Below are 23952 nucleotides of genomic sequence, written 5' to 3' on the forward strand. Positions count from 1 at the left end.
ATGACTAAAACCGCGTTAGCCGATACGCAGACACCACAGACCGAGCTCCAGGCCGAGCCGTCGGATTCCATCGACACCATGTATCTGACCTTTCCGGTCGGATCGGAACTCTATGGGGTGTCGATCGGAGTTGTGACCGAGATTGTCGGGCTGCAACGTATCATGAGCGTGCCGGACGTGCCGCATTACATCAAGGGTGTGATCAACCTGCGTGGCAAGGTGATCCCGCTTATGGATGTGCGCCTGCGCTTTGGTATGCCGGACAAGGCCTATGATGACCGCACCGTGGTGATCGTGCTGCAAGTGAGCGATGCGCCGGTGGGTCTGATTGTTGATGGCGTCAACGAGGTGCTCGACATTCCGGCGAGCCAGATTGACCGGACACATAGTTTCTCGGGCTCCGAGGGCCGCAGCCTTGTGTTGGGGTTGGGTCGTCTGGAGGAGCGAGTGGCGATCCTGCTCAATGTCAACCTTCTGGTCGAGGATGACGCCCTCATCCCGCCGATGATGGCCGAGGCCTGATCCATGGCTACCCCAAAGTCCAATCCCCCGGAGATCGATGAGAATCCCGTTTTCACGTCCCGGTCGGCCGCAACGCCGACGACGGAGACATCCCAACCCCAGCCCGCGCCGGACCAGCCCGCCGGCGACACCGAAAGGACAGAACAGATGACCTCGCAATCCCCGCGCGACAGCAAACTCAAGGCCAACGACACCATGGACGATGTGAAGGAAACGGAATTCTCGAAGCGCGTGGTGGCCACCACGCTGCTGGCGTCGCTTGGCAATCCCATCATGGTTGCGGATGAGGATTACAACATCCTCTATTGCAACGAGTCCGCGTTTCAGATGTTCGACCGGATCGAGAGCGACATTCGCCGCGATCTGCCGAATTTCCGGTCGCGCGACATCATCGGCAAGAATGTCGATGTGTTCCACAAGAACCCGCATTACCAGCGGCGGATCATGGACAACATGACCGGCCCGCATGAAGGGGCGTTTGTTGTCGGTGGCATCTCGCTGGAATTTACCGCGACCCCCGTCGCCGGTGTCGAGCGTGGATCGCAATTCGTGCTGGTGGAATGGCGAGACGTGACCGAGATCAAGCGCGTCAAGGCTGAGAACGACCTCGCGCTCAATCAGTTCCAGCTTCTGACCTCAGAGATAGAGAAAATGGCCGCCGCGCATGATGCCGGTGATATCGATGTCTTCGTCGACCATGACGCGTTCGAACGGATTGAAGTCCGCAGCTCAGCGGCGATGATGAATGCCATGGTTAAGGCGCATATCGACACCAAGAAGGCCGCGCTCGCCGTGGTCGAGGAGTTCGGCGAAGGCAATTTCGATGCGCCCTTCGCGACGCTGCCCGGCAAGAAGGTCTTCATCAACCGCGTCATCGAGAAGGTGCGCGGCAATTTCCGAGAAGTGGTCAGTGAAATTCGCACGCTGTCGGATTCCATCGTCGCGGGCAATCTTGACGTGCAGGCGGACCTGTCCAAGTTCAAGGGCGAATATCGCAGCGTGATCGAGTCCTTCGAGCAGGCGTTCAGCAGCCTCAACGGGGCCTTTGCGGTGATCTCCGAACAGGTGGATCAGGTCGCGACCACGGTGAACCAGGTGGCCCATTCGAGCCAGACCCTCTCGACTAGTTCCCAAGTCGCCTCGGCCTCGGTCGAAGAGGTGTCTGCGTCGGTCAACCAGACCGACCAGCAGGTGCGCGCAAATGCCGAGTCGACACAGAACGCGTCGAAATTCGCGAACAGCGCCGTGGGGCTGGCCGATCAGGGTGCCGCCAAGATCAAGGACATGGTCACAGCCATGCATGGCATCAAGACTTCGTCACAGGACATCGCCAAGATCATCAAGGTGATCGACGAAATCGCTTTCCAGACCAACCTTCTGGCGCTGAACGCGGCGGTCGAGGCGGCGCGGGCGGGACAGCACGGGCGCGGCTTTGCCGTGGTGGCACAAGAGGTGCGCAACCTTGCGGGACGGTCCGCCAAGGCGGCGCGCGAAACTTCGGATCTGATCGAGGACGCGTCGAACCGGGTTAATGCAGGTGTGCGGATCGCCGATGAAACCTCCGAAGCCTTTACCGGCATTTCCCAACAGATCACGCAGGTCAAGGAAATCGTCGAAGAGATCGACCGCTCGGGGGCCGAGCAATCGCGCGGTGTTGCGCAGATTTCGATGGCCATGTCCGAAATCGCCAAATCTGCACTGGATACCAGCCAGCAGGCGGACGAACTCGCCGCCGGAGCCGCCGAGATGAGCGCGGCGACCCAGCAGATGAAAGAGGAAATCGGTCGCTTCAAGCTGCGTCGTACAGCTACGGCCATGCCGATGAGCGGGTTCAATGGTCTCACGCCTGAGATGTTGGCGCAGATTCAGGCGATGATGAGCGGCAAGCCCAACGGGCGTGTCAACGGCGGTGGATCGCTCGATCTCGACGCACGCGGCTTTAACGGCTTCTGATGGGGCGGGGCAGGGGCGGCGCGGTGCCGCTTTCTGCTCGTTCAGTTCCAGATAATTCGGAGAAAAGACAATGGTTTACAATGTGATGGTGGTGGACGATGCCGCAATGATGCGGCTCTACATCTCCAGCTTTCTGAAATCGCGCAAGGATTTCAAGCTGGTGGCACAGGCCGCCAATGGGCAAGAGGCGCTGGACAAGTTGCCAGATCTGCCGGACCTCGACCTGATCCTGCTCGACATCGAGATGCCGGTGATGGACGGGCTTGAGTTTCTGCGTCACGCCAAACTCAAGACGCGGGCCAAGATCTGCATGCTGTCGTCGGTTACAGTGCAAGGTTCGCCCCTGGCGGCCAAGGCACGCGAACTGGGTGCGGATGGGGTGGTTTCCAAGCCCTCCGGCACGGTGTCGCATGACCTTGAGGAAAAGACCGGAGACGAGTTGACGCGCGTGATGCGGGCGCTGGTCGGGGCCTGAGGGCCACAATGCAACCCACTGGGCGGGTGACACCATGATGGATGAGATGGACGAAATCTGGATGCTGTATGCCGATGACGGCGCGCAGTCCCTTGACGCGATGGAAGCGGCGCTGGATGCCCTCGACGGGGGCGCAGGCGACATGGGTGCGCATATCGGCGCGCTGTTCCGGGCCGTCCATACCTTCAAGGGCAACTCTCGCGTGCTGGGATTGGCGCAGGTCGAGGGTTTGGCACATCTGGCCGAGGATCTGATCGGGCTGGTGCGTGACGAAGGTGTGCCGCTGAGTGCTGAGATCACCGATATTCTGATGCGCACCGGCGATGCGCTGCGCGGCATGCTCGAAGAGACAGCCGACACCCGAGCCGATGTGGAGCCGGGCCCGACAGCTGGGCTCAAGCAGGATTTGCGCACGATGATCGGGCGTTTGACAGGGGGAGAGACCGACGCGGTCGCGCCCGCGCCGCAGGACGAAGTTGTTCCACAGGTGGATGCCGCCGAAGAAGTGCCCGCACCGAAACCTGAACCTGAACCGGCCCCCATATCGGCGCCCAAAGCCAAGGCCCCGGTCTTTGACATGGGTCTGGCTGGTTTGCTGGATCAGTTGGACGGAGGCGACGGTGCGGATTTCGACGAATTCGAAGGCGATGATGACGAACCGGAGGACGAGTCAGAGCCCGAAGCCGAGCCTGAAGTCGAAGAGGCCTCAGCGCCCGAAGTTGAGCCGGAGGCGGGGCCCGAACCCGAACCCGCGCCGCAGGTCAAGACCGTGGCCGAGGTGACAGAGGGCAAGCTCTTGGCACCCGACCCGGAGCATCACAAGATTTTCAACGAAATGGCCGAAAAGACCTGCGCCGCGCTCGATGCGCTGGTCGCGGATTGGGCCGATGACTCCGGCCCGAGCGCCGCGCGCAAGCAGGCGGACAACCTGCATTATGCCGCCGGGCAACTGAACTTTGCCGATTGGCTGGCCTTGTTGGAGCCGGTCCTGAGCGGAGATGCGCCGGACCTCGCCGCAACGCGAGACCTGAGTGCCGCGATCCGCCGCCTGTTGAGCGGGGAGAGCGCCGCGCCTGAGGTTGCCGAAGAGCCCGCCCCCGAACCACAGCCGATGCCAGAGCCCGCCGCCGATGTGGTCCCAGAACCGGTTGCAGAGCCCGAACCCGCACTGAAACCCGAAGCGGAAGCCAAAGCCGCGCCGGCCAAGAAGGCAGCGGCGCGGCCCAAGCCCGTGGTCGAGGTCACGGAAGGCAAGCTACGGGCCGATCAGACCTATCACCAGATCTTTGCCGATATGGTGGCCAAGACGCTTGAAAAACTGGACGCGCTCTGCGCGAATTGGTCGGAGGACTCCAGCCCCGCCGCCCTGCGCAAGGAGGCCGATGGTCTGCGCTATGCCGCGCAACAGCTTGATCTGGCCGGTTGGGTCGCGCTGCTCGATCCAATAGCCGAGGCCAAAGGCATTGGCCACGCCGCGGCAAAAGGCCATGTTGCGGCGGTGCGCGCGCGCGCAGCGCAAGATTTTGGCGGCGCTGACGCCGCCCCGGTGCAAACGCGCGGCCCAATTGATCCGGCCGCCGATGGCCGGGCTTTTTTCCAAGCTGTCGCAGAGCTTTACCCGCTGATTGCCGATCAGGGCACGCGGATGGGGAGCGATACGCCTTGCACAATGGACGAGCGGCGCGACCTGGCCGAGCGGATTGCCGATCTGGCTGCGCCGCGCGGATACGTGCGGTTGGTTGACAGCGCCCACAGGCTGTCACAAGAGCCGGCGGGCCATGCGTATCGCGCTGCTGAACTGGCGTTGTATGAGGAATTGGTCAGCGTCGAGCGCAGTTTACCCGCGTCGGTGTTCGATACTGAGATGATGCCACCAAGCAAGCTCTTGGGCGCTTGGTGCGTTGAACATATCTTTGAGACGCTGCAAAGCCTGCGCAAGGGAATGGAGGCGCGCAGCGTGGAGGCGGGGGCCAACTGGTTCCCGGCGTTTGACACATTGATGCGGCAGGTGCATTTCGCCTGTCTGAATTACCGGATCGACACGGCCTCGCAACTTACGATGGCGCTGATCGACCTCTTCGCGCGGGTGCGCGTTGACCAGAAGGCCCCGGATGTGATCCTGCTTCAGATGGGGCGCGGGTTTGTCGACACGATGGAACTGGTGTTCGATGCGCTGGATCAGGGGGATACGCCCGATACCTCGCGGATTGAAAAGATGTTCGAAGAGGCGACCAACGCCTGTTTCGTAGCCAGCGGCGTGATGACCGCCAAGAGCATCGAATCGCGATTGGGCCTGCCGCCGGAATTCCACCGGGTGATGTCACCGGAGAGCGTCAAGACCGCCCATGAGGCGATCAAGGAGGGCATGCATTTCTACGTGCTGCGGGCTGACCTGAATGACGATGATGCACTGGCGCAGGGGTTCCTTGAGTGGATCACCACGGGCGTCGTGCGGATGATCACCAACGTCACGGTGTTTCTGGACAAGGCCACACTGTTTGATTTCCTCGTGGCGTCAAGCCTCGAAGAGGACCGGATGGTCGAGCGGCTCGCGATGCTGGATCCGACAGGCACGCGGCTGATGATGGCGCAGGCTCTCAAGGTGCGCGAAGCACCAGAGGCCGCAGCGGCAGAGCCCGACACGTTTGATCTCATCCCGATGTCGGATGTGGGCGACAGTCTGGCCTTGCTCGAGGCGGTGGGGGCTATCTCCGCCAGCCACGCGCAGTTGGAGCATGAGCTGACACAGCTTGCTTCGGTCGATCTGGTGCAGGATGTGATGGAGGCGCTGCGCGCCGCTGGGGTGGGCGAATTGGAGCAGCGCGTGCGCTCGGTCCTGCGCGACCGGCTGGACCAGCACCATCTGCGACTTCAGGAAATCAGCGAGTCGGGCGCGCAGCTTTCGGCAGAGTTGTCGCATCTGCAACAGGAAAGCGTGGCGCAACGGTCGCGCCCTGCCGAAGTGCTGTTGCGCCCGCTCAAGGCCTATGTGGCCACGCGCGCGCGCAAGATCGGTGTCGATGCTTCTGTCACCTATGTCGGCGGCGACGCGATGCTCGACCAGATGTTGATCGAGGAATTGCGCGGGCCGCTCAAGACTCTGGTCAATCTGCGGCTGACTGGGGAATATCCCGCATCGCGGTTCCATATATCGGTCGAGGCCGAGAGCGATCACGTGCGGGTCGAGCTGACCGATAACAGTCCCGAGGCTCCGGCTTCCCCTGCCTATGCCGCGCTGGCCGATGAGATGGTTCGCAAGAAGGGCGCGCTGCGCCGTGTCAGCCTACCTGCCGGGGCTGGGGTGCGATTCCATCTGCGGGTGCCGCAGCATATGATTGTGCTTGATGGTATGGTGGTGCGGGTGGGGCATGTGCGCTATGTGCTGCCCGTGGATGCGATTCACCGTATCCTTCAGACCGACCGCATCTTGCCAGTGTCGGCTTCTGGGGCAACACGGATGCTCAATATCGATGAGGGTGCGTTGGTACCGGTGCATCCGTTGATGCCCGAGGCCGCAGAGGTGGCGCGCGGTGCGCGACTCTATGTGGTGGTAAGCAGCAATGAGACGCGCATCGCAATCCCGGTTGATGAACTCTTGGGTCAGCAGCTTGTGATGTTGCGCCCCTTGCAGGGCGTTTTGTCCGGGATGCGCGACATGAGCGGTATTGCTGTCCTTTCGGGGGGCGAGGTGGGCATGGTTGTGGCCGTCAGCGCCTTGGTTTCGGGTGATGAGCGCAAGGCCAGCGTCGCGGCCTGAGGCCAGGCCCCGGCAGGAATACTGCCGGGGCTAACATCCTGACGTGATTTGCCGTTTTGAAAAACACATCTGGCAATCATGTCAAAGGAAGTTTCGATGAGTTTCGCCTTCGCCCGTTCCCGTTACCGTCAGGCCGAGACCCTCGTGCAGGAATCCGCCACCGATCCCTATGACATCGTTTTTGTCACGCTTCGGGAACTCAACCGCTCGCTCGGTGTCTTGGCGCGCACCCAACAAGAGGCGCGCCCGTTGCCGTCGGATCACGTCAACCGGGTTCTGACCGCGATCTATATCCTGCAATCGAGCCTCGATTTCGAGGCGGGCGGCGATTTGGCGGGGGATCTTTTCCAGCTTTATGAATTCGCGCGGTTCCACGTGCTCAAGGGGTTGCGCGGTGAAGAGGGCGCGCGCCTGGCAGAGGCTGCCGCCGCAATGGGCGATATTCTGGACGCTTGGCAGCAAATCGGGTCGCAGGTCAAGGCGCAGGCGGTATGACACGTGTGGTGCAGCAGATGACCTATAGCCTTCTTGGCGATCAGATACGGAGCTTGACGAAGGCGCTCATCGAAGCCGCAGAGACGGGGGATCAGGCGGCGGTGTCGCGCGCCGATCATGCCCTGCGCTGCGCGGTTATTGCGCTGGTGGGTGGTGCGTCCTTGTCTGAGGATGGCGCGCAGGATCGCATCGCGATCCTTGCCGAGGCGCTCGATGCCGTGCGGCGCACCGCCGATATGCTTTCGGCCAAGGCGGCGCAGCGCGCGGGGCGCGGTCGGGCAAATCTTGTCTATCTGAACTGCGATCGCAAGGCTGGGCCGCGCTGATGGCGGGCAGGCAGGAACAGACCTGCGCCACCTGCCTGCGGCTGCGGATGTTTCTGACGATCGCGGGCGGGTTGATCGCAGGGATTTACCTGCAACCCGGATGGGCAACGGCGGTGGCGGGGCTGATGCCGGCACCGCTGATGATCGGTTGGGGAATTTGTGCCGTGGGCGGCTTGGGCTTTGGTCTGCGGTTTCGTGACCATATGCGGCAGCGTCGCTGATGGTACTAGGCTGCTTCACCTCAGCAGAGGCGGCGCAGCAAACGCACCAGACCCCAGACATGTTGACGCCGCGGTTCGCCATTTTCGTCGCAGAGTACGAGTTCAACGCCCATCTTGTGCGGATCGGTGCCGGGGGCGGGAATGAAGGTCTGGCGCATAGCGATCATGGGATTTCCTTTCACGGGCTTGGCATTTGTTTCGGGGCTGCAAGAAGCCTGCCAATCAGGGCGCATGGGCCCAGTCGAGTATCAGAACCTCTAGAATGGCAGGCTCCTCGCTCATGGCGATCAGCCGGGCGTTCATCGCCTCTTTCAGTGTCTCGGGCAGGCTGTTGCGTAGCGCCGCGAGGCGGGTGTCGGCGGGATAACTCTCGGCAGCGCGCAGCACGACCTCGGCCAGTTCGGCCTGTGCCTCGAGTTGGCGGTCGGACAGCCGGGCCATAAGTTCGAGACTACCCGCCTCGCGCAGGGCAATGCCCAAACCGATGCTGAGCGTGCCGCCGCCGTCGGGCAGCGTCACCGTCACCGGCAGGCTGAGCGGCAGATAGCGGCGCGGCTCGGGCCCGGCGGGGGCCTCTGACGTGGGCGCAGGCGAGGCCGATAGCTGCGGCACAGCGGGGACCTGACGCAGGATCCAGAGGCTTGCGACCCCAAGCGCTATTGGCCCGAGACTTGCTGTCAGGGCAAAGATGATGAGCGGTTGGCGGGATGAAATCCGGGTCATGCAGGGCAAAATGCAAGGACCGCGCCAAGCGGCGCTAAACTGACACGGTTTTTTGCCGTTGTACGTGTGCGGAACCGTGTCGCCTGCGCGACGCAGAGAAACCAGAAGGAGTGGCAGAGTGGCGGGCGCCTTGTCGAAATTCAGGATGTTGCGCCGGGCTGCAGGACAGGCCGCGCCGGGTCAGACCCCCGACGCCTTTCCTCTGGTGCGGCGGAGCACCAATCTGCACGATATCTCGCTGGTCGAGCGGCATTTGCCGGAAATCCTTGGGCGTGCCTTGGCGCGGAGTTGGATCGACCGCGCCTTCAGCACCGCACTCTTGGCCGATCCCAAGGCGCTCTTGGCGCAGCATGATATTCATTTGCCCGAGACGGTCAGTATTGATGTCGAGATGACGCCGACGCAGCGGCATCGCCTGGTGGTTTATGAGCAGCGCCCCGATGGCGAGCGGCGGCGCATGATGTATCTGCAACTGGTGATGATGGCGGGCAAATAGATGCGGCGGTTTCTGCTGGCTTCTGCGGTCTGGGTTTGCGGTGCGGCGGCGATGGCCGGGTCCACGCCGGATTTCGGCCGGGCCGTGGCCCTTGCCCAAGATGGGCAAGCCGGGGCGGCTGTGGCGATCTTTGCCGATCTGGCGCAGGCCGGGCACCGCGCGGCGCAGGTCAATCTGGCGGTGATGCTGGCGCGCGGACAGGGCGTGCCGCAAGACGATCAGGCGGCGACCTATTGGGCCTGGCGCGCACGTCTGGCGGGCGAGACGCGGGCAATCGCGGTGAGTGATCTGCTATTGGAGCGTCTGACAGAAGCCGCGCGGGCGCGGCTGGCGGATCGGTTGAGAGCAGATCTGAGCGCGCGGGCCGAGGATGGCATGCCGGGACAGTTTGCGGCGATTGGCCGGGTGGAGGCGCAGTTGCGCCTGCCCGCCAAGATGGACGAAGCCGCGCTGTGGTTCACTCTTGGGGCCGCGTTCGAGGAGCCTGGCGCTTTCGCGCTGCGCGAGGTGTCGATGGCCGAGTTGGAGCCCAAGGCGCGGCTGGCGGTACAGGAGCGCGCGGCGGCAGAGTTTGCCAAGTGGTGCGCAGCGATGCCCCAAGACGCCCGCCCCGAGACCTGCGCGCGCGACTTGAGGCGGTGAGCCCTCTCCTTTTTCGGGCATGGGGCTAAAATTGCCGGGGCATTGGTCGTAAGACCTGATCGGGCTGGCACGCGGTTTGCACACTGAGATCGAACAGAGACCTCAGGAAAGGCAGCGCCGATGTCCTCGAACGTGATGCATGTGGCCAAAACCGGGCTGAATGCGCAGCAAGCCCGTATTCAGGTGATTTCCAACAACCTGGCCAACGTCAACACCACCGGATTCAAGCGCGACCGCGCCAACTTCGAAACGCTGCTCTATCAGACGCTGCGGCCTGCGGGCGCGCAGACGTCCGAGGCGACCGAGCAGACGGCCCCCACGACGCTGGGCACGGGTGTGCGGCTGGTCAGCACCGAAAAGATGTATACCCAAGGTAGCCTGACCACGACCGACAACGCGCTTGATCTGGCGATTGACGGCAAGGGGTTCTTTCAGGTGCTGATGCCCGATGGGCGGATCGGTTACACCCGCAACGGCACGTTTTCGCAGAATGCCGATGGTGTCCTGACTACGTCGAGCGGCTATGTCGTGCAGCCCGAAATCCAGATCCCCCCCGAGGCCACCAGCATCAGCATTTCCCGCGATGGAATTATCAGCGTGACCTTGCCCGATGCGGTCGAGGCCGAAGAGGTGGGGCAGTTGACCCTTGCGCAATTCGCCAACCCACGTGGGCTAGAGCCGGTGGGCGAAACCTTTGTGGTCGAGAGCACCGCCAGCGGCGCGCCGGTCGTGGGCAATCCTGTCGAGGACGGCATGGGGGCCTTGCTTCAGGGCACGCTGGAAACCTCGAATGTCAATGTGGTGCAAGAGCTGGTCGACATGATCGAAGCGCAGCGCGCCTATGAAATCAACTCGCGCTCCATCTCGGCCTCGGACGAGATGATGAGCTATCTCGCCAATAACCTCTGAAGGGGACCCTGATGCGCCGTCTTACTTGCACCGCTGTCACGATTGTTGCGCTGGCCGGGTGTTCCACCCAGATCGAAGAGGCGGAGTCGGAGCTTTATGCACCGGTTTACCCGGTCGAAGAGGTGCAGCAATCGCGCCTGATGCCGACAGGCTCGATCTATGCCGGATACTCCAACGGTCTCTTCGTCGCCGACCGGCGCGCGCGGTCCGTGGGTGACATTCTGACGGTCGAATTCTCCGAGCGGTTTGCCGCCAGCAAGTCGCAGGCGGCGGGTTCTAGCAAGACCGACAGCTTCGAGCTGGACCTGCCCGACGTTCTGTCTTTCGGCTTTGACGATGGGCGGCTGACCAGTGGCACCACCCGCAGCTATGCCGGACGGGGCAATGCCACGCAGTCCAATTCTCTGACGGGCCGTGTGTCGGTTTCCGTTGTGCGGGTGCTGCCCGGTGGCAATTTGGAAATCGTTGGGCAAAAGCAACTCACGCTCAATAATGGTCAGGAATACATCCGCCTGCGCGGCGTGGTGCGGCCCACGGATATTTCCGCCGACAACGTCGTGCGGTCTGACCGGATCGCTCATGCCGAGATCAAATATGTGGGTGCCGGTGACGTGGCTGATACCGCCAAGCAAGGCTGGCTGCGCCGCGCCTTTGAAACCGTGTCGCCGCTATGATGGGCGCGGGTATGTTGCGCTTTTTGCTGTTGCTTGTCTGCCTTGTGCCAGGGGCTGCGCTGGCCGACCGGCTCAAGGATCTGGCCGATGTGGCCGGGGTGCGGTCAAACCCGTTGGTGGGTTATGGCCTTGTCGTGGGCCTCAATGGGTCGGGCGATGGCAATTCGGGGCTGACGCGGCAATCCATGCAATCCATCATCTCGCGTCTCGGGCTCGAGGTGGGGACCAATGATCTGGATGCCAAGAACGCGGCGGCGGTGATGGTGACGGCGGAATTGCCACCCTTTCTCAAGCCGGGTCAGGTTTTGGATGTCACGGTTTCGACTGCTGGCAAGGCCAAGTCGTTGCAGGGTGGCACCCTCCTGATGACGCCGCTGATGGGGGCGGATGGCGAGGTCTATGCCATTGCCCAAGGCAATCTGGTGGTCGGTGGTCTGGGGGTTCAGGGCGGTGACGGCTCATCAGTGGTGGTCAATGTGCCCACCGTGGGCCGCGTACCGCGTGGTGCAACGGTCGAGCGGATGGTCGAGACATCCTTTCTCGAAACTGAATATTTTGTGCTGAATCTCAACCGCCCGGATTTTTCGACCGCGAGCAATGTGGCCGATGCGATCAATGCGCAGTTTGGCGAGGGCGTGGCCGTTGCCTTTGACGGCAGTTCGGTGCGGGTGCGTGCGCCCGCCGATCCGGCAGCACGCGTGCCGTTCATGGGGCTCTTGCAGGATATCGATGTCGATCCCGCTGCGCCGCCGGCGCAGGTCATCATCAATGCGCGTACCGGCACGGTGGTCATTGGTGGCATGGTGCGGGTGACGCCCGCTGCCGTCTCGCATGGCTCGCTCACGGTGCGGGTGAACGAGGATTTCAATGTCGATCAGGCCGCAACGGTCGTCAATGGCCAGGATGGCGGCGTGGTGGTGCCGGGCAATGCCGTGGTGACACCGGATACGCAGATTGACGTGCAGCAGGAAAACAACCCCGCCTTCGTCTTTGATCCGGGTGTGTCGTTGGCCTCGCTGGTCGATGCGATCAATGCCGTTGGGGCGAGTGCCGCCGATCTGGTGGCCATTCTCGAGGCGCTGCACCGGGCGGGTGCGCTGCGCGCCGAATTGATCGTGATCTGAGGAGCGCATCGCCATGACCTTGCCGCCGCTTGCCACAGCGTTTGACGCGCGCCAGGCTTCTAGCCTGTCCGACGACAAGATTGCCACCAAGGCCACGCGCGACGCGGACCGGCTGCGCGGCGCGGCGGAGGGCTTCGAGGCACTTTTTCTCAACCAGATCCTACAATCGGGGCGCGCCGCGTCGTTTGGAGACTCGTTGACGGAAAGTTCTGCGACCCAGACAGCCCAATCCTTGCTCGACAGTACGCTGACCGAGGTGGGGGCCGGGCGCGCGGGTCTGGGCCTGTCCGAGGCAATCTATCGCCAGTTTTCTGCCCATCTGGGCGGGGTACAGGAGTAAACCATGGTCGACCTCATGGACATCGGGCGCGGCGGGGTTCTGGCCTATCGTACGGCTCTTGGTGTGACTGGCGAGAATATCGCCAATGTCGACACGGCCGGCTATCGCCGCCGCGATGCGGTGATGCAGGAAGTGGGCGTGGGCGGTGGCGTGGACGTGGTGGACATCCGCCGCGCCTTTGACGGGCTGGTGGCCGCGCGCAGCCGCGATGCCCAGAGCACGTTGGGAGCGGCAGAGACCCATCTGAGCCATGTGCAGGCGCTGGAAGATCGGCTTTTGCCGGGTGAGGGTGGCTTGCCCGATCTGCTGGACGGATTTTTCGATGCGCTCGACGGGCTGTCACAGGTGCCTGAGGATCAAGGGCTGCGGCAAGCGGTTTTGAGTGCAAGTACAGCGCTGGCCGGGGGGGTGGCCGATTTGGCCGAAGGGATCGACGTGCTGACGCGCAACGTGCGCGAAGAGACAGCTCAGACCGTGGAGCGGGCCAACACCGTATTGAGCGGTTTGGCCGAGGTTCAGGAACAATTGGCGCAGGTGACCGATGAGCGCGCGCGCAATCCTCTGTTGGATCAGCGCGACCGGCTCTTGGTCAATTTGGCGGAACTTGTGTCGATAGATGTCGACTTGGATGACGCAGGCCGCGCGACGGTGCGGCTTGGGGCCGATGGCAGCGGGCCGATGGTTCTGGAGCGCGGCCGCGCCGGGCGGATCGAGCAGGGCACGGCGGGGCGCTACATTGTCACGTCCGCCGATACCAAGGCGGTCGAGGTGCAGACCAGCCTGCGCGGCGGGATGCTGGGTGGGCTGGCGGATGCGGCAGGAGCCATGGCGCAGGCGGCCTCTGATCTCGACCTCTGGGCCAGCCGGATGGCCGAGGAAATCAACGCGGTGCATTCCCAAGGCCTGACGCCTACGGGCGGGCGCGGCGGAGCGCTCTTTTCCGTGTCAGGATGGGAGGCGGCGCCGGGCGCGCTGATGCGTGGCACGGGCGCGGCCAGTGTGACAATCATGGATGCGGGTATCATGCCCGAAGGGCCGCTGACCTTGGTGCAGGACGCGCCCACTGGCTTGTGGCAGGCGCGCGATGCGGCGGGGCAGATTCTGGCGACAGGCGAACAGACCCTCAGCCTGCCGGGATTGCGGATCGAAATGAGCGGCGTGCCGCAGGATGGCGATCGGATCACGCTGACGCGGCAGGATGCCTCAGCGCGGCATATGACCATGGTGCTGGACGACCCGCAGGGGATTGCCGCCGCAGGCACGTTGACGGTCAGCGCCGTACCGGGCAATCGCAGTACGGCCACGTTGAGCGCCACGTCGCTGAGCACACAGGTCGCTGGGCCGCGTGATCTGTCGGGGATTTTAAGCGCTGAGCCAGTCGAATTCCTGAGTGCGGGTGTGGTCGGGGTGATCCCGGCGGGCCATGCTGAGGCCGCTTTGTCAGTGCAGCCGCGCTTTGCGGCGATGGATCTTGGGCCGCTTGCAGGGGCGACGCCACAGGTGTTGAGCCTGACCACGCCTGAAGGTGTGACGCAATTCGCGCTGCCTGCGGGGCTGACGAGCGACGCGCTGGCGGCGGCACTCAACACCGGTGCTGTGCAAACCATCGAGGGCGAGAGCCTGAGCGCCTTTGGGCTCATGGCTGAGGGCGCAGGCGACACGCTGAGTCTTTTGGCGCGCGATGGGGCGTTGCCCCTCTCGGCCAGCCTTGCGACTGATCTGGGCAGCCTGGCGGGCGTGGTGGTCGCGGATGCGGCGCCAGCGGCGGCGCTGTCGGTCTTTACCCGCGACGGGCGGCAACTCTCTGGTCCCCCTCTGGGCACGAGCGCGGCTGCGGCGCTGCTGACGCCGGAAAACGGATTCTTCCCCGATGCGTCCTATAATGCCGATTACCTAGACGGGGCCGCACCCTATGGCGGGCTGAGCCTGACGCGGCAATCGGTCAGTGGCGATCACGTGGCACTCTTGGGGCAGGCGGGCGGGATTGCCACCTGGACTGGCACCACCCCGGCCCCGGCCAATCCGAGCGTAGAGATCGGCTATGAGGGGGCCACACAATCAAGCACGCTGCGCCTGCCCGAAGGGGCCAATGCGGCCTGGGCAGCGCAGGAACTGACAACCGCCCTGCCGGTGCGCGCCGAGGCGGAAACCCGTCTGTCGCTGGATGTGCCCACAAGTGGCGTGTTGTCCTTTCAGCTTTCCGGGCAGAACCTGACACCCTTGGCGGTCGAGGCCGATCTGGGCGCGGTCGGTGCAGCAGGGCTGCAAGCGGCCATCAATGCACAGTCGGGGGCGACGGGCATCCGTGCTGAACTTGCCCCCAACGGCGGGCGGCTGGTGCTGGTCGAGGCGAGTGGTGCGGATATATCTATAAGCCGCGTGGTCCATTCCGGGGCCGAGCCCGTGACGCTCACACGGCTGGCACCGGATGGCGCGGCGTTGGGCACGGCAAGCCTTGGGGCCGGTGGGCCAGATGCGGCGCGGATTTCCGGCACGGTGCGCCTGAGCGGCAGTGCCGGCTTTGGCGTTACCGAGAATGGTATATTGCAGACGGCGGAGCCTGATGGATTTGCCAATGGTCTTATTGCGCGGCAGACCAGTGCTGCGGGTGCTGAAGTGACCCTGACACCGGCCGAGCCGGGACCGGGGGATCAGAGCCTGCGGCGGATCAGCGTAACCGGGGCCGATGGCCGCGTGGTGACGGCCGAGGCCGATCCGGCGCTGGGTTCGGGGGCGGCCATGGCGCGGGCGCTGGCCGCCGAACTGCGCGCGACGGCCCCGGCCAGCCGGATCACCGGCGCGGCGCTCACCGCGTTGCCGCCCGAGGGCGCGCAGATGCGCGTGAGCCTTGGGACGCAGGATTATGGCATCCGCATGAGTGGTGGTGTGCCGGTGGTGAGCGGCCCTGAAGAGGGTCGCGTAACCGCGCGGTTCGACGAAAACAACCGCCTTGTTCTCGAGACCGAGGGTGGCACGCTAGACGGTTCCGCGCTGCGCCTGCCTGGCGATGCGGGCGAGTCGGCACGCTTTGGCATGGGGGTGGGCAATGCGCCGGTGACAACTGTCATTGGCCAGCCGTTCGATGCCGGGAGCCTGCCCTCGAGTTTCACCATCAAGCTCAACGGGCAAGAGCATTTTGTCAGCGTGTCAGCAGGGGCGGTCGTGCTGCCCGCGACCTTCCCCGGCACGGGCCATATCAACACCGCCTTTGGCCGGGTTGAAATCCAGTTCAGCGCCCTTGACGGCGAGATGCTGATTGACGCGCAGTCGGGGGCTGCGGCGGCGGGCTTCGAGACCTTGGGCCTGCGCGCCGAGGTGACAGAGGGCGGCGCGCTGCGGCTGACGGCCACCGATGACCGGGTATTGGCGGTCGAGAGCGTGGCCAGTGGCGGCGGATCGGTGCTGCGCCTCAACGACATTCCCGACGAGGATCTTATCGTGGTCATGGGCGGCACGGGGGCCTTGCGGCTTGCCGGTGGGATCAGCGACGCCCCCGCCACTGAGCGCGCGCGCGAACTGCGGGTTCTGGATGCCACCACCGGTCTTGTCGGCCTCTTTGACAGCGAGAGCGGCGCACATCTGGCGTCGCGCACGCTGGATGCGGCAGGCACCACGCGTTTCGGCGATCTCGAGGTGACATTGGGGGGCGGGCGCGTGACAGGCGACCGATACCTCTTGTCGCCCAGCAGCGGCGGGGCCGGGGACGGGCGCAGCATCGAGACGCTGGCCAACCTGCGGCAGCGCGATGGGCTGACCGGGCGGGGCGGCTATGCCACCGGCTTTGCCAGCCTGCAACAGCGGGCGGGTGCGCAGGTCACGGCCAGCGAAAGCCGGGTCGCCACCGCCGAGGCCGAGGCCGAGAGTGCGGCACGCGCCGAATCCGAATTGGGCGGTGTTGATCTCGATGCCGAGGCGGCGCAATTGATGCAACAGCAACAGGCCTATCAGGCCAATGCGCAGGTTCTTTCCGTGGCGCGGTCCCTCTTCGACACCCTGCTGCAAGCAATATGAGGCTCTGAATGAGTATCGGCACCAGTTTTTTTCACAACGTCACCACGCGCAACCTGTCGCAGGTGAATGAGCGGATTTCTGATCTTCAGGGGCAAATTTCCTCTGGTGTGAACGATCCGCGCCCCTCTGCCGATCCGGTGCGCGCGCTGCGCTTGTCGGCGGCGAAAGAGCAGCAAGAGGCGCTAGATCGCTATTCAAACAATCTTGAGCGGGCCGGCGCGCGGCTGGATCAGGCCGATACGGTTCTGTCTGAGGCGGGAAATGTCATGCGCCGGATTGGCGAATTGGCGCTGCGCGCGGCCTCTGACACGGCGACGGCGACAGAGCGCGACAGTATCAGCACCGAGGTGCGCGCGCTGCGTGACAGTCTTTTGGGCCTTGCCAATGCCCGTGACGAGAGCGGTCGCGCGCTGTTCGGCGGTTATGGCACGCAATCCGATCCGTTTCTTGATGGCCCAGGGGGCGTGGTCTATCAGGGCGATGGCGGGCAATCGCGGTTGCAAGTGTCGGAATCCCTGAGCTTGCCCACAGGCCTAAGCGGGGATGCGGTCTTTGCCATGGGGGCAGAAGGCGGTGATGTCTTTGCCGTGATCGACGATTTTCTGGGTAGCCTGTCCACGGCCAGCAGTGCGCCGCGCGCCAGTGCCACGGGGGCTGGGCAACTGAGCCTTGATCCGGCGTTGACCCGAGCACCCGCAGAGTGGACGATGACACTTGAAGGGCCATTGGGAACGGCGAAGGTGCCGTTTGTTGCCGCCGAAGGGGCCATGTCGGGCGCAGTCGAGGCGATTAATGCCCAGACCACGGCCACCGGCATCAGCGCAGCCTTTGACCCCGAAACTGGCGGTCTGATCCTGACGGCCGAGGGCCCTGTTACGGTTTCGAATGTCGCCCGCCAGCCAGATGCGGGCGGGGTGCTGATGGTGGCGCGCGATGCCGAAGGGGGCACACAGGCGCTGGTGCCACAAGGCCGCACGCGAGATGCGGTGATCGACCGGCTGCGCGGGGCGTCCGAGCATTTGATCGACCAACGCACGCAGCTGGGGGCCTTGTCTGCGGATGCCGCGCGGCATTCGGACTTGATCGACAACCGCAAGCTCGCGATGAGCCAAGCGGTGTCGGGGCTGGAGGACCTGGATCTTGCCAATGCGCTGACCAAACTTCAGCAATCCATGCTGACGCGGGATGCCACCCAACAGGCCTATGTGCGGATCACGCAGCAGAGCCTTTTTGATTTTCTGCGCTGAGGTTTTCGGGCCTTGGGTCAAACTTGGCCCGAGGCTTGCAAAGAGGGGGCATGAAATATGTTATCCTTCTTTGTGTGGCACTATTCTGGGTGCCGTCCCTCGCTCTCTCCAGCTCCGCGAATTGCGAGGCACTGGCAGCGCAGGCCGCCGAGCGTCATGGCCTGCCCAAAGGCCTGTTGCGCGCGATTGCACGCACGGAATCAGGGCGCGCACAGGGGAAGGCGGGCGCTCAGGCCTGGGCCTGGACCTCGAATGTGCGGGGCAAGGGCTATTACTATTCCGGCAAGCAAGAGGCGTTGACGCATTTGCGGCAATTGGTGGCGCGTGGTGTGCGCGGCTTCGACGTGGGCTGTATGCAGCTCAATTATCGGTGGCATGGCGACAATTTCGCCAATCTGGACGAGATGATCGACCCGGCCCGCAACACTGAGTATGCCGCCCGTTACCTGAGCGAGTTGCGCGCGGAAACAGGGAGCTGGGATGCCGCAACCCGCTATTACCATTCCCGTGATCCACGGCGCGGTGCGGCGTATCTGGGCCGGGTGCGTCAGGCTATGGCGCGGCTGGGGCCGGTCGGGACCTCCCCCGAGATGGTGCAGGAGACCGAGGTTGCAAGGGCCGCGATGAGAATGGCGGGGCCGATGATCCCGCCGCGCGAGGCCCCGCGTCTTGCCGATCCCGCACCGCGCGCGGATCGCCGCTTTGCCGGATCGGAGCCGCTTGTGAGCCAGGTGCAGCAGGTCCGCTATTGGGAAACCGCAACCTTGCCAGAGGGCACCGTTCCGCGCATGCCCGCGCGCAAGACCCCCTACAAGACACGCCGTTGAGTGATGGCCAAGGGCCCGATGCTTATCTTTAGATAATCGGCGGACTCCTTTTGCACGCATAGGTAACGTCCGAGATGCTGCTATTGAGGATGTATATCCTTAAGCATACCGGATTGCAGCGCATGACCAGTTATTGGCCCACTTCCTCTATCACGGAACAGTTTCCTATCGACCTGCGTCTGGATGCAGTGCTGGTCGGAGATACGCCGGTGATGCGGCGGTTGAAGCAGGCGATCAGCATCATCGCGCCGAGCGATGTGCCGGTCCTGATCAACGGACCAACCGGCGCGGGCAAGGAAGTCGTTGCCAATGCGATGCACCTCATGTCCGGGCGCACGGGGCCGATGATCCCGGTCAATTGCGGGGCCATTCCCGCCGACCTGCTGGAATCCGAGCTTTTTGGCCATGAAAAGGGCTCGTTTACCGGTGCCACTGCGCAGCGGATCGGGCTGATCGAACAGGCCGAGGGCGGCACGCTCTTTCTCGACGAGATTGGCGAGACGCCATTGCATGTGCAGGTCAAGTTGCTGCGCGCGTTGGAAACCCAGACCATTCAACGGGTCGGGGGCGGCGCGCCGATTCCGGTCAATTTCCGTCTGCTGAGTGCTACGCATCGTGATTTGCAGCAGGAAGTGGCCCAAAAGCGGTTCCGCGAGGACCTGTTGTTCCGGATCGAGGTGTTCAGCCTCTGTGTGCCTGCCCTTTGCGAACATGCCGAGGATATTCCGCAAATCCTGCGGTCAATGGAGCAAGGCAGCCGGGGCGGCAGCACGCTGCAGCTAACCCCCTGTGCACTGGCGTTGCTGATGGCGCAGGAGTGGCCGGGCAACGTGCGCGAACTGCGCAATTTTCATGATCGGGCGCAAATCCTGTTCCGCAACCGCACCATTACCGAAGAAGAGGCGCGCATCGCCTTGGCACCGCGCCTGAGCTTTGTTGGGGGTGCCCCTGCGGTCGCCGAGCCGGTGGTTGATGCGGTGCCGGAGGGCGTGACCGATCTCAAGGCTATGCTGGCCGGAAGCGGAACCCTCGACCTGCGTACCATGTTGCAACGGGTCGAGGTCAAGGTGATTCAATCCGCGCTGGAACTGAGCGAGGGGCGTGTCACTCGCGCCGCAGAGATGCTGCGGCTCAAGCGGACCACACTCATCAGCCGCATGCAGAAGCTGGGGCTGGAATCAGACGGCCTCTGAGGGAGTGTCGTCGCTGTTTTGTGCAGACAGAAGCGGCGCAAAATCGTTGCGTGCCTCTTGTAATAGTGCCCGCGCGGCGGGGACAAGATCGCTCGTGCCGGGGTCTGTGCCCGCCCGTGCCAGGGTTTCCGCTTCTGATAAGGTTTCTGTCAGTTCCTCCAGCCCGATAAAGCCAGTCGATCCCACCGCCTTGTGGATGATCAACACCTTGTCGTCGAGCGAGAGCATCGGATCGGTCATGGCCGCAAAGGCGGCCTCGGCATCGCTGAGCGTGGTGCTGACCAGCCGCAATGCGGTGTCGTGGCCCACCATCTCGCCCAGATCATGCAGCATGGTCGCGGCATCGCGACTCTCGGTTAGAAGATCCTCGTCGTCGTTCTCGTCCTGATCCTCGAGCGTGATCTCTGCGGTCTCATCGCGCCGCGTGTCACGGATGGCACGGGCGAGGTGTTCTTGGCCCACGGGTTTGGTCAGGATATTGTCCATCGCCACCGCTTGTTCGTCTCCGGTATGTGCGCCAATAAGGGCGGTCACGCCGATGATCACCGCCCGTGCCGATGGCCCACCGGAGGTGCGGATCATTTTGGCCGCGGTCGGCCCGTCCATCACCGGCATCGAAAAATCCATCAAGATCACGTCAAAGGCTTCTGTCCCGGCCTTGTCCAGTGCTTCTTGACCGTTCGTGGCGGTCTCGGGCTTGTGGCCCATGCGCCGGACCATTTCGGTCATCAAGGTCAGGTTGATGTCATTGTCATCGACCACGAGGATGCGCTTGGAAACTACGGATGTTTCGCGTGAGAGAGCTGAAACCACAGGCGCAGTCTCTTTCTGATCGGCCTGCGATAGCCGCAGCGGGATCGTGAAGAAAAAGCGGCTGCCGACGCCCGGCGTGCTAAAGAGCCCCAATTCGCCGCCCTGCCGCTCGATGGCAAGCTTGGCGATGGGCAGGCCGAGGCCGGTGCCCATTGCGGAATTCACCTCGCTACGGCCGACAGTCTCGAAACTCTCGAAAATGCGCTTCTGATCTTCCAGGGCGATGCCGACGCCGGTATCCTCGACCTCGACGGTCAGATCAAGATTGTCGGGTGCGTGGCCGCCGAGGCTGAGTCGGATGGAAATGACGCCGTTCTTGGTGAATTTTGCAGCGTTGCCTGCAAGATTGTAGAGCGCCCGTGAAAAGGCGTTGGGCAGTCCTTCAAGCCGGTGACTGTCAAAATCGCCTTGGGTGATCAACTCTATCCGGTTCTTGGCTTTCTTGGCGAGTGGTTGCAATTCGTCCACGATGTCGGCGGCGATGCGCGCGGGGCTGAATGGCACGGGCGTTTCTGTGCTCTCGCCCAGCCGGGTTAGTTCCAGCACATCATCCACTTGGACCAATGCGCGGGCGCTGCAATCGCGCGCAGTTTTGAGCAAGGCGCGATTTTCGGGATACATGTCGGATTCGTTAATCAACGACAACGAGGCCATCAACCCATGCAGCGGCGTGCGCATCTCATGGCTCATGGTCGCCAGAAACATGCTTTTGGCGCGGGCGGCCTGTTCGGCCTGAACAAGCGCCGCGCGCAGGTTGGTTTCGGCCTCGACCTGTACCGAGATGTCGCGGATGAAAAGAATGACAATGGGATTGCCGGAAATGTCGTGATCCTCGACCATCGCGAAATCTACCGGGATCTCGCGCCCAACGGCGCTGCGGCAAGCGGCGACAAACGGGGCCTTTTCCCGGGGTGCCAGACCCTCAACCGCATCGCGCGGCACGGAGGGATCGAAGATCAGAATATCCTCGGCGCGCATGGTCTGCAGGTCATCGGCGGTATAGCCCAGCAGGCGTTGCGCGCGGGCGTTGCTGTAGAGGATACGCGACTGCGGATCAGTCACGATCACTGCGTTCATGGTCGAATTGAACGCGGTCGAGAGCATGGCCGCGATTCGCCCTGTTTCGGCTGTCCGGCGCTCCAACTCGCGCCACAGGCGCACCGCCAGAACCGCGCCGATGGCCATCAGACAAAAGAGCAACAGCGACTGAATGAAAAAGCGCACGAAGAGGCGCTGTTCTTCAGCGCGCGCGCGTGAGGTTTCGACGGTGATTTCCTGAAGCCCGGCCACGGTGATATCGCGGACCATCGGATAGGTCGCTTCGACGGCGCTGCGAAAAGCCTCGAGTGCCGCCGGGTCATCGCCTTTGATGGCGTCGATCCGATTGGCCAGCCGTTCTCGCGCGACCTTGAGCCGCTCAACCCTATTCAGCAGCTCCTCGGATACCTCCATACGTTGCAGGGTCGAGCTAAAGATGTCCACGCGGCTGTAAAAAATATCAAACTCACGCTTGACCATGGCCAGCGTGTCCGCGGTGAGCGGTGCCGTGATGTCGGGTCGTGTTACAAGAACCGCTGTGTCGAGTGTCTGCATCAACCCGAGATGGTCCACCTCGAGTTGTGCCACGACCCAGCCGCCATTGTCGGTGTTGGCGGATCGGATGTCTTCGAGGCGCTGCTGAAAGGCCATCGCGCTGACGAGCAGCGCGATGCTTGCCACAAGCATAAGGAACAGCAGAATTTGCGCCGAAAGGCGCTTGGTCGTATTAAAGACCTTGTCCGGACCAGCGCCTTTGGAGGGGGGGGGAAGCACGGGTCATTCCGCGAGAATGTCGATCTTGTTCAACTGCCAGACACTGAGGGTGAAATACTCTTCGCTCTGATAGCGGGTGTCCGAGTCATACGGAAACACCATCCAGAGCGGTCCCTTTTCGCGCACCGAAAAAGCCGCATCGTCAATCCGGATGGCGAGGATCGGCACGTTGTCTTCCATGCGCGCCTCTGGGAAGGTCACGTTGTAGTCGTTGATGGCATAGACCCGCATGGAACCCGGCGTGCTGCCCGCGGCCTCGAGCACGGTTTTCAGAGAGGGGCCCGAAAAGGTCTTGGGCGTCGTGTCGGTCCAGATGGTCGTTGTCTCAAAGCTCTGTTGCGGCAGGGCGAGAAGATCCGCCTCGGTGAATGTCGTGGTCGCACCGCTGCGCAAATCGGTTACGGTCAGGATGACCTCATCGGCGAAAGCTGGGCTTGCGATGGTCTGGGCAAGGGAGAGGCCAAGAGCAGCGAGGGTCAGAAAAAATCTACGATTCATTGTATGTCTCATTTGGATACCGGAACAGGGCTGGGTCGCCTTCTGCGTTCTAACAGAGTTTTCGGATTAGGGGACGCTATCTAAAGGTATCGATATATCTAAAGATACTAACGCCTGACAAAAGTGTAGCGAAATCAACGCATACACTGTTCAGGGGAGGGCTCACATGAACGTGAGTTTTATTCCTGTATTTACTTCCGCGCCTAAGACTTTAGCGGTCGACGTAACGTCACATGATCGGCATGACGCGCACACCCTGGGCGATACGGCGCGCCCAGTTGGTGATATGCGGTTCGAATCGCTGGCGGGCATCGGGCAGCGCGGCGATCAGGACCATGATCGCGCGTTCGCGCCCGTCCTGCGGTGCCTTGAGTCCAAGCCGCGCATGCTGCCATGTGCCATCACTGAAACACACTTCGCCATCGCGGTCTTGCAACAGCCGGGCCGACCATTTGACGCCGAGCGTATCAAAGGCCATGTCATAGGGCGGTTGCTGCGAAGTCTGTGTCCGCACCGCATGGGTCATCAGAAAATCAAAGAGGACATCGGGATCAAGCAAAAGAATATCTGACCCCACCTCAATCCAGCCATCGGCGATGCGGCGGTCAAGTGCGCACCATTCCTGCTGGCCCTGCGCCCGAAACGCAAGGCGCTCGCCCTCACCGGTGGCCTCGGCGATTTCATAGCTGCGCGCGCCCAGCGAAAGCAACGCAAAAGGGGCACTGGCGCTACAGACATGCCCATGGCTCGCGCAGCGGGGGCGGCCCTCTGCGTGGGCGATAACGGTGTCGGTCATGAATGTCTGGCTGTGCATATGCGGTCTCTATCCTGGGTCCGGGTCTGCGTTTGTCAACGACAGAGCCGGCTGGAATGTTAGCTGTCCACTTGGCATGA

Annotated in this window: 22 protein-coding genes; 17 read left to right on the forward strand and 5 right to left on the reverse strand. The window is 63.0% G+C overall.

Annotation, left to right across the window (positions count from 1 at the left end; all coding sequences use genetic code 11):
- From ROSMUC_RS13145 to ROSMUC_RS13175, 7 genes are all read left to right on the forward strand, one after another.
- A complete protein-coding gene (locus ROSMUC_RS13145) occupies positions 1-522 on the forward strand; it encodes a chemotaxis protein CheW (protein WP_037273777.1) in 522 nt (173 codons plus the stop codon).
- Between the two features lie 147 nt (positions 523-669).
- Positions 670-2475: a methyl-accepting chemotaxis protein gene (locus tag ROSMUC_RS13150; RefSeq protein WP_170062568.1), complete on the forward strand. Its 1806-nt coding sequence runs from the start codon at positions 670-672 to the stop codon at positions 2473-2475.
- A gap of 70 nt (positions 2476-2545) precedes the next feature.
- Entirely contained in the window at positions 2546-2950 is a 405-nt protein-coding gene (locus ROSMUC_RS13155; protein WP_037273780.1) for a response regulator, read from the forward strand.
- Positions 2951-2987: 37 nt separating this feature from the next.
- Complete coding sequence (locus ROSMUC_RS13160; RefSeq protein ID WP_206018452.1) at positions 2988-6707, forward strand: chemotaxis protein CheW; 3720 nt, start codon at positions 2988-2990, stop codon at positions 6705-6707.
- Between the two features lie 96 nt (positions 6708-6803).
- Complete coding sequence (locus tag ROSMUC_RS13165) at positions 6804-7202, forward strand: flagellar export chaperone FliS (RefSeq protein WP_037274128.1); 399 nt, start codon at positions 6804-6806, stop codon at positions 7200-7202.
- The gene (locus ROSMUC_RS13170) at positions 7199-7528 is read left to right on the forward strand and encodes a hypothetical protein (protein WP_037273783.1); all 330 of its coding nucleotides are present in this window, start codon (positions 7199-7201) and stop codon (positions 7526-7528) included. The genes ROSMUC_RS13165 and ROSMUC_RS13170 overlap by 4 nt, the downstream gene beginning before the upstream one ends.
- On the forward strand, positions 7528-7749 hold the full coding sequence (locus tag ROSMUC_RS13175) for a hypothetical protein (RefSeq protein ID WP_037273785.1): 222 nt from the start codon (positions 7528-7530) through the stop codon (positions 7747-7749). The genes ROSMUC_RS13170 and ROSMUC_RS13175 overlap by 1 nt, the downstream gene beginning before the upstream one ends.
- A gap of 20 nt (positions 7750-7769) precedes the next feature.
- Here ROSMUC_RS13175 and ROSMUC_RS21035 read toward each other — a convergent pair whose 3' ends face one another.
- Positions 7770-7907, reverse strand: coding sequence for a hypothetical protein (locus ROSMUC_RS21035; protein WP_206018453.1), 138 nt, complete (start codon positions 7905-7907; stop codon positions 7770-7772).
- A gap of 64 nt (positions 7908-7971) precedes the next feature.
- The gene (locus tag ROSMUC_RS13180; protein ID WP_037273790.1) at positions 7972-8472 is read right to left on the reverse strand and encodes a hypothetical protein; all 501 of its coding nucleotides are present in this window, start codon (positions 8470-8472) and stop codon (positions 7972-7974) included.
- A gap of 118 nt (positions 8473-8590) precedes the next feature.
- On the opposite strand from ROSMUC_RS13180, the gene ROSMUC_RS13185 reads away from it, so the two are divergent.
- From ROSMUC_RS13185 to ROSMUC_RS13230, 10 genes are all read left to right on the forward strand, one after another.
- On the forward strand, positions 8591-8968 hold the full coding sequence (locus ROSMUC_RS13185; protein WP_102105956.1) for a hypothetical protein: 378 nt from the start codon (positions 8591-8593) through the stop codon (positions 8966-8968).
- Positions 8969-9610, forward strand: a complete 642-nt coding sequence (locus ROSMUC_RS13190) for an SEL1-like repeat protein (RefSeq protein WP_052115348.1) — start codon at positions 8969-8971, stop codon at positions 9608-9610.
- A gap of 120 nt (positions 9611-9730) precedes the next feature.
- A complete protein-coding gene (gene flgG, locus ROSMUC_RS13195; protein WP_037273792.1) occupies positions 9731-10519 on the forward strand; it encodes a flagellar basal-body rod protein FlgG in 789 nt (262 codons plus the stop codon).
- An 11-nt stretch (positions 10520-10530) separates the two neighbouring features.
- Complete coding sequence (locus ROSMUC_RS13200) at positions 10531-11193, forward strand: flagellar basal body L-ring protein FlgH (RefSeq protein ID WP_245875178.1); 663 nt, start codon at positions 10531-10533, stop codon at positions 11191-11193.
- An 11-nt stretch (positions 11194-11204) separates the two neighbouring features.
- Complete coding sequence (locus tag ROSMUC_RS13205) at positions 11205-12317, forward strand: flagellar basal body P-ring protein FlgI (protein WP_037274134.1); 1113 nt, start codon at positions 11205-11207, stop codon at positions 12315-12317.
- Between the two features lie 13 nt (positions 12318-12330).
- Positions 12331-12657 (forward strand): rod-binding protein, encoded by a 327-nt coding sequence (locus ROSMUC_RS13210; protein ID WP_052115349.1) that lies wholly within the window; start codon positions 12331-12333, stop codon positions 12655-12657.
- A 3-nt stretch (positions 12658-12660) separates the two neighbouring features.
- Entirely contained in the window at positions 12661-16668 is a 4008-nt protein-coding gene (flgK, locus tag ROSMUC_RS13215; protein ID WP_037273798.1) for a flagellar hook-associated protein FlgK, read from the forward strand.
- An 8-nt stretch (positions 16669-16676) separates the two neighbouring features.
- Entirely contained in the window at positions 16677-17915 is a 1239-nt protein-coding gene (gene flgL, locus ROSMUC_RS13220) for a flagellar hook-associated protein FlgL (RefSeq protein WP_037273801.1), read from the forward strand.
- A gap of 50 nt (positions 17916-17965) precedes the next feature.
- Positions 17966-18742, forward strand: a complete 777-nt coding sequence (locus ROSMUC_RS13225) for a transglycosylase SLT domain-containing protein (protein ID WP_037273803.1) — start codon at positions 17966-17968, stop codon at positions 18740-18742.
- A gap of 122 nt (positions 18743-18864) precedes the next feature.
- A complete protein-coding gene (locus ROSMUC_RS13230) occupies positions 18865-19935 on the forward strand; it encodes a sigma 54-interacting transcriptional regulator (RefSeq protein ID WP_037274140.1) in 1071 nt (356 codons plus the stop codon).
- Here ROSMUC_RS13230 and ROSMUC_RS13235 read toward each other — a convergent pair.
- The 3 genes from ROSMUC_RS13235 to ROSMUC_RS13245 form a co-directional block, all read right to left on the reverse strand.
- Positions 19921-22560: a hybrid sensor histidine kinase/response regulator gene (locus ROSMUC_RS13235; RefSeq protein ID WP_037273806.1), complete on the reverse strand. Its 2640-nt coding sequence runs from the start codon at positions 22558-22560 to the stop codon at positions 19921-19923. The genes ROSMUC_RS13230 and ROSMUC_RS13235 overlap by 15 nt on opposite strands.
- A 3-nt stretch (positions 22561-22563) precedes the next feature.
- The gene (locus ROSMUC_RS13240; protein WP_037273809.1) at positions 22564-23058 is read right to left on the reverse strand and encodes a putative pterin-binding protein; all 495 of its coding nucleotides are present in this window, start codon (positions 23056-23058) and stop codon (positions 22564-22566) included.
- Positions 23059-23287: 229 nt separating this feature from the next.
- A complete protein-coding gene (locus ROSMUC_RS13245; RefSeq protein WP_037273812.1) occupies positions 23288-23854 on the reverse strand; it encodes a hypothetical protein in 567 nt (188 codons plus the stop codon).
- Between the last annotated feature and the right edge of the window lie 98 nt (positions 23855-23952).

The sequence above is a fragment of the Roseovarius mucosus DSM 17069 genome (assembly GCF_000768555.3).
GTDB classification, from domain to species: domain Bacteria; phylum Pseudomonadota; class Alphaproteobacteria; order Rhodobacterales; family Rhodobacteraceae; genus Roseovarius; species Roseovarius mucosus.

Excerpts from the sequence above, each read along its gene's own strand:
- flgL (WP_037273801.1), top strand. The coding sequence starts at position 16,677 with ATGAGTATCGGCACCAGTTTTTTTCACAACGTCACCACGCGCAACCTG.
- ROSMUC_RS13165 (WP_037274128.1), top strand. The coding sequence starts at position 6,804 with ATGAGTTTCGCCTTCGCCCGTTCCCGTTACCGTCAGGCCGAGACCCTC.
- ROSMUC_RS13245 (WP_037273812.1), bottom strand. The coding sequence starts at position 23,854 with ATGACCGACACCGTTATCGCCCACGCAGAGGGCCGCCCCCGCTGCGCG.
- ROSMUC_RS13160 (WP_206018452.1), top strand. The coding sequence starts at position 2,988 with ATGGATGAGATGGACGAAATCTGGATGCTGTATGCCGATGACGGCGCG.
- ROSMUC_RS13240 (WP_037273809.1), bottom strand. The coding sequence starts at position 23,058 with ATGAATCGTAGATTTTTTCTGACCCTCGCTGCTCTTGGCCTCTCCCTT.
- ROSMUC_RS13155 (WP_037273780.1), top strand. The coding sequence starts at position 2,546 with ATGGTTTACAATGTGATGGTGGTGGACGATGCCGCAATGATGCGGCTC.
- ROSMUC_RS13145 (WP_037273777.1), top strand. The coding sequence starts at position 1 with ATGACTAAAACCGCGTTAGCCGATACGCAGACACCACAGACCGAGCTC.
- ROSMUC_RS13200 (WP_245875178.1), top strand. The coding sequence starts at position 10,531 with ATGCGCCGTCTTACTTGCACCGCTGTCACGATTGTTGCGCTGGCCGGG.
- ROSMUC_RS13210 (WP_052115349.1), top strand. The coding sequence starts at position 12,331 with ATGACCTTGCCGCCGCTTGCCACAGCGTTTGACGCGCGCCAGGCTTCT.
- flgK (WP_037273798.1), top strand. The coding sequence starts at position 12,661 with ATGGTCGACCTCATGGACATCGGGCGCGGCGGGGTTCTGGCCTATCGT.
- ROSMUC_RS13190 (WP_052115348.1), top strand. The coding sequence starts at position 8,969 with ATGCGGCGGTTTCTGCTGGCTTCTGCGGTCTGGGTTTGCGGTGCGGCG.
- flgG (WP_037273792.1), top strand. The coding sequence starts at position 9,731 with ATGTCCTCGAACGTGATGCATGTGGCCAAAACCGGGCTGAATGCGCAG.
- ROSMUC_RS13205 (WP_037274134.1), top strand. The coding sequence starts at position 11,205 with ATGTTGCGCTTTTTGCTGTTGCTTGTCTGCCTTGTGCCAGGGGCTGCG.
- ROSMUC_RS13170 (WP_037273783.1), top strand. The coding sequence starts at position 7,199 with ATGACACGTGTGGTGCAGCAGATGACCTATAGCCTTCTTGGCGATCAG.
- ROSMUC_RS21035 (WP_206018453.1), bottom strand. The coding sequence starts at position 7,907 with ATGCGCCAGACCTTCATTCCCGCCCCCGGCACCGATCCGCACAAGATG.
- ROSMUC_RS13225 (WP_037273803.1), top strand. The coding sequence starts at position 17,966 with ATGAAATATGTTATCCTTCTTTGTGTGGCACTATTCTGGGTGCCGTCC.
- ROSMUC_RS13230 (WP_037274140.1), top strand. The coding sequence starts at position 18,865 with ATGACCAGTTATTGGCCCACTTCCTCTATCACGGAACAGTTTCCTATC.
- ROSMUC_RS13175 (WP_037273785.1), top strand. The coding sequence starts at position 7,528 with ATGGCGGGCAGGCAGGAACAGACCTGCGCCACCTGCCTGCGGCTGCGG.
- ROSMUC_RS13180 (WP_037273790.1), bottom strand. The coding sequence starts at position 8,472 with ATGACCCGGATTTCATCCCGCCAACCGCTCATCATCTTTGCCCTGACA.
- ROSMUC_RS13150 (WP_170062568.1), top strand. The coding sequence starts at position 670 with ATGACCTCGCAATCCCCGCGCGACAGCAAACTCAAGGCCAACGACACC.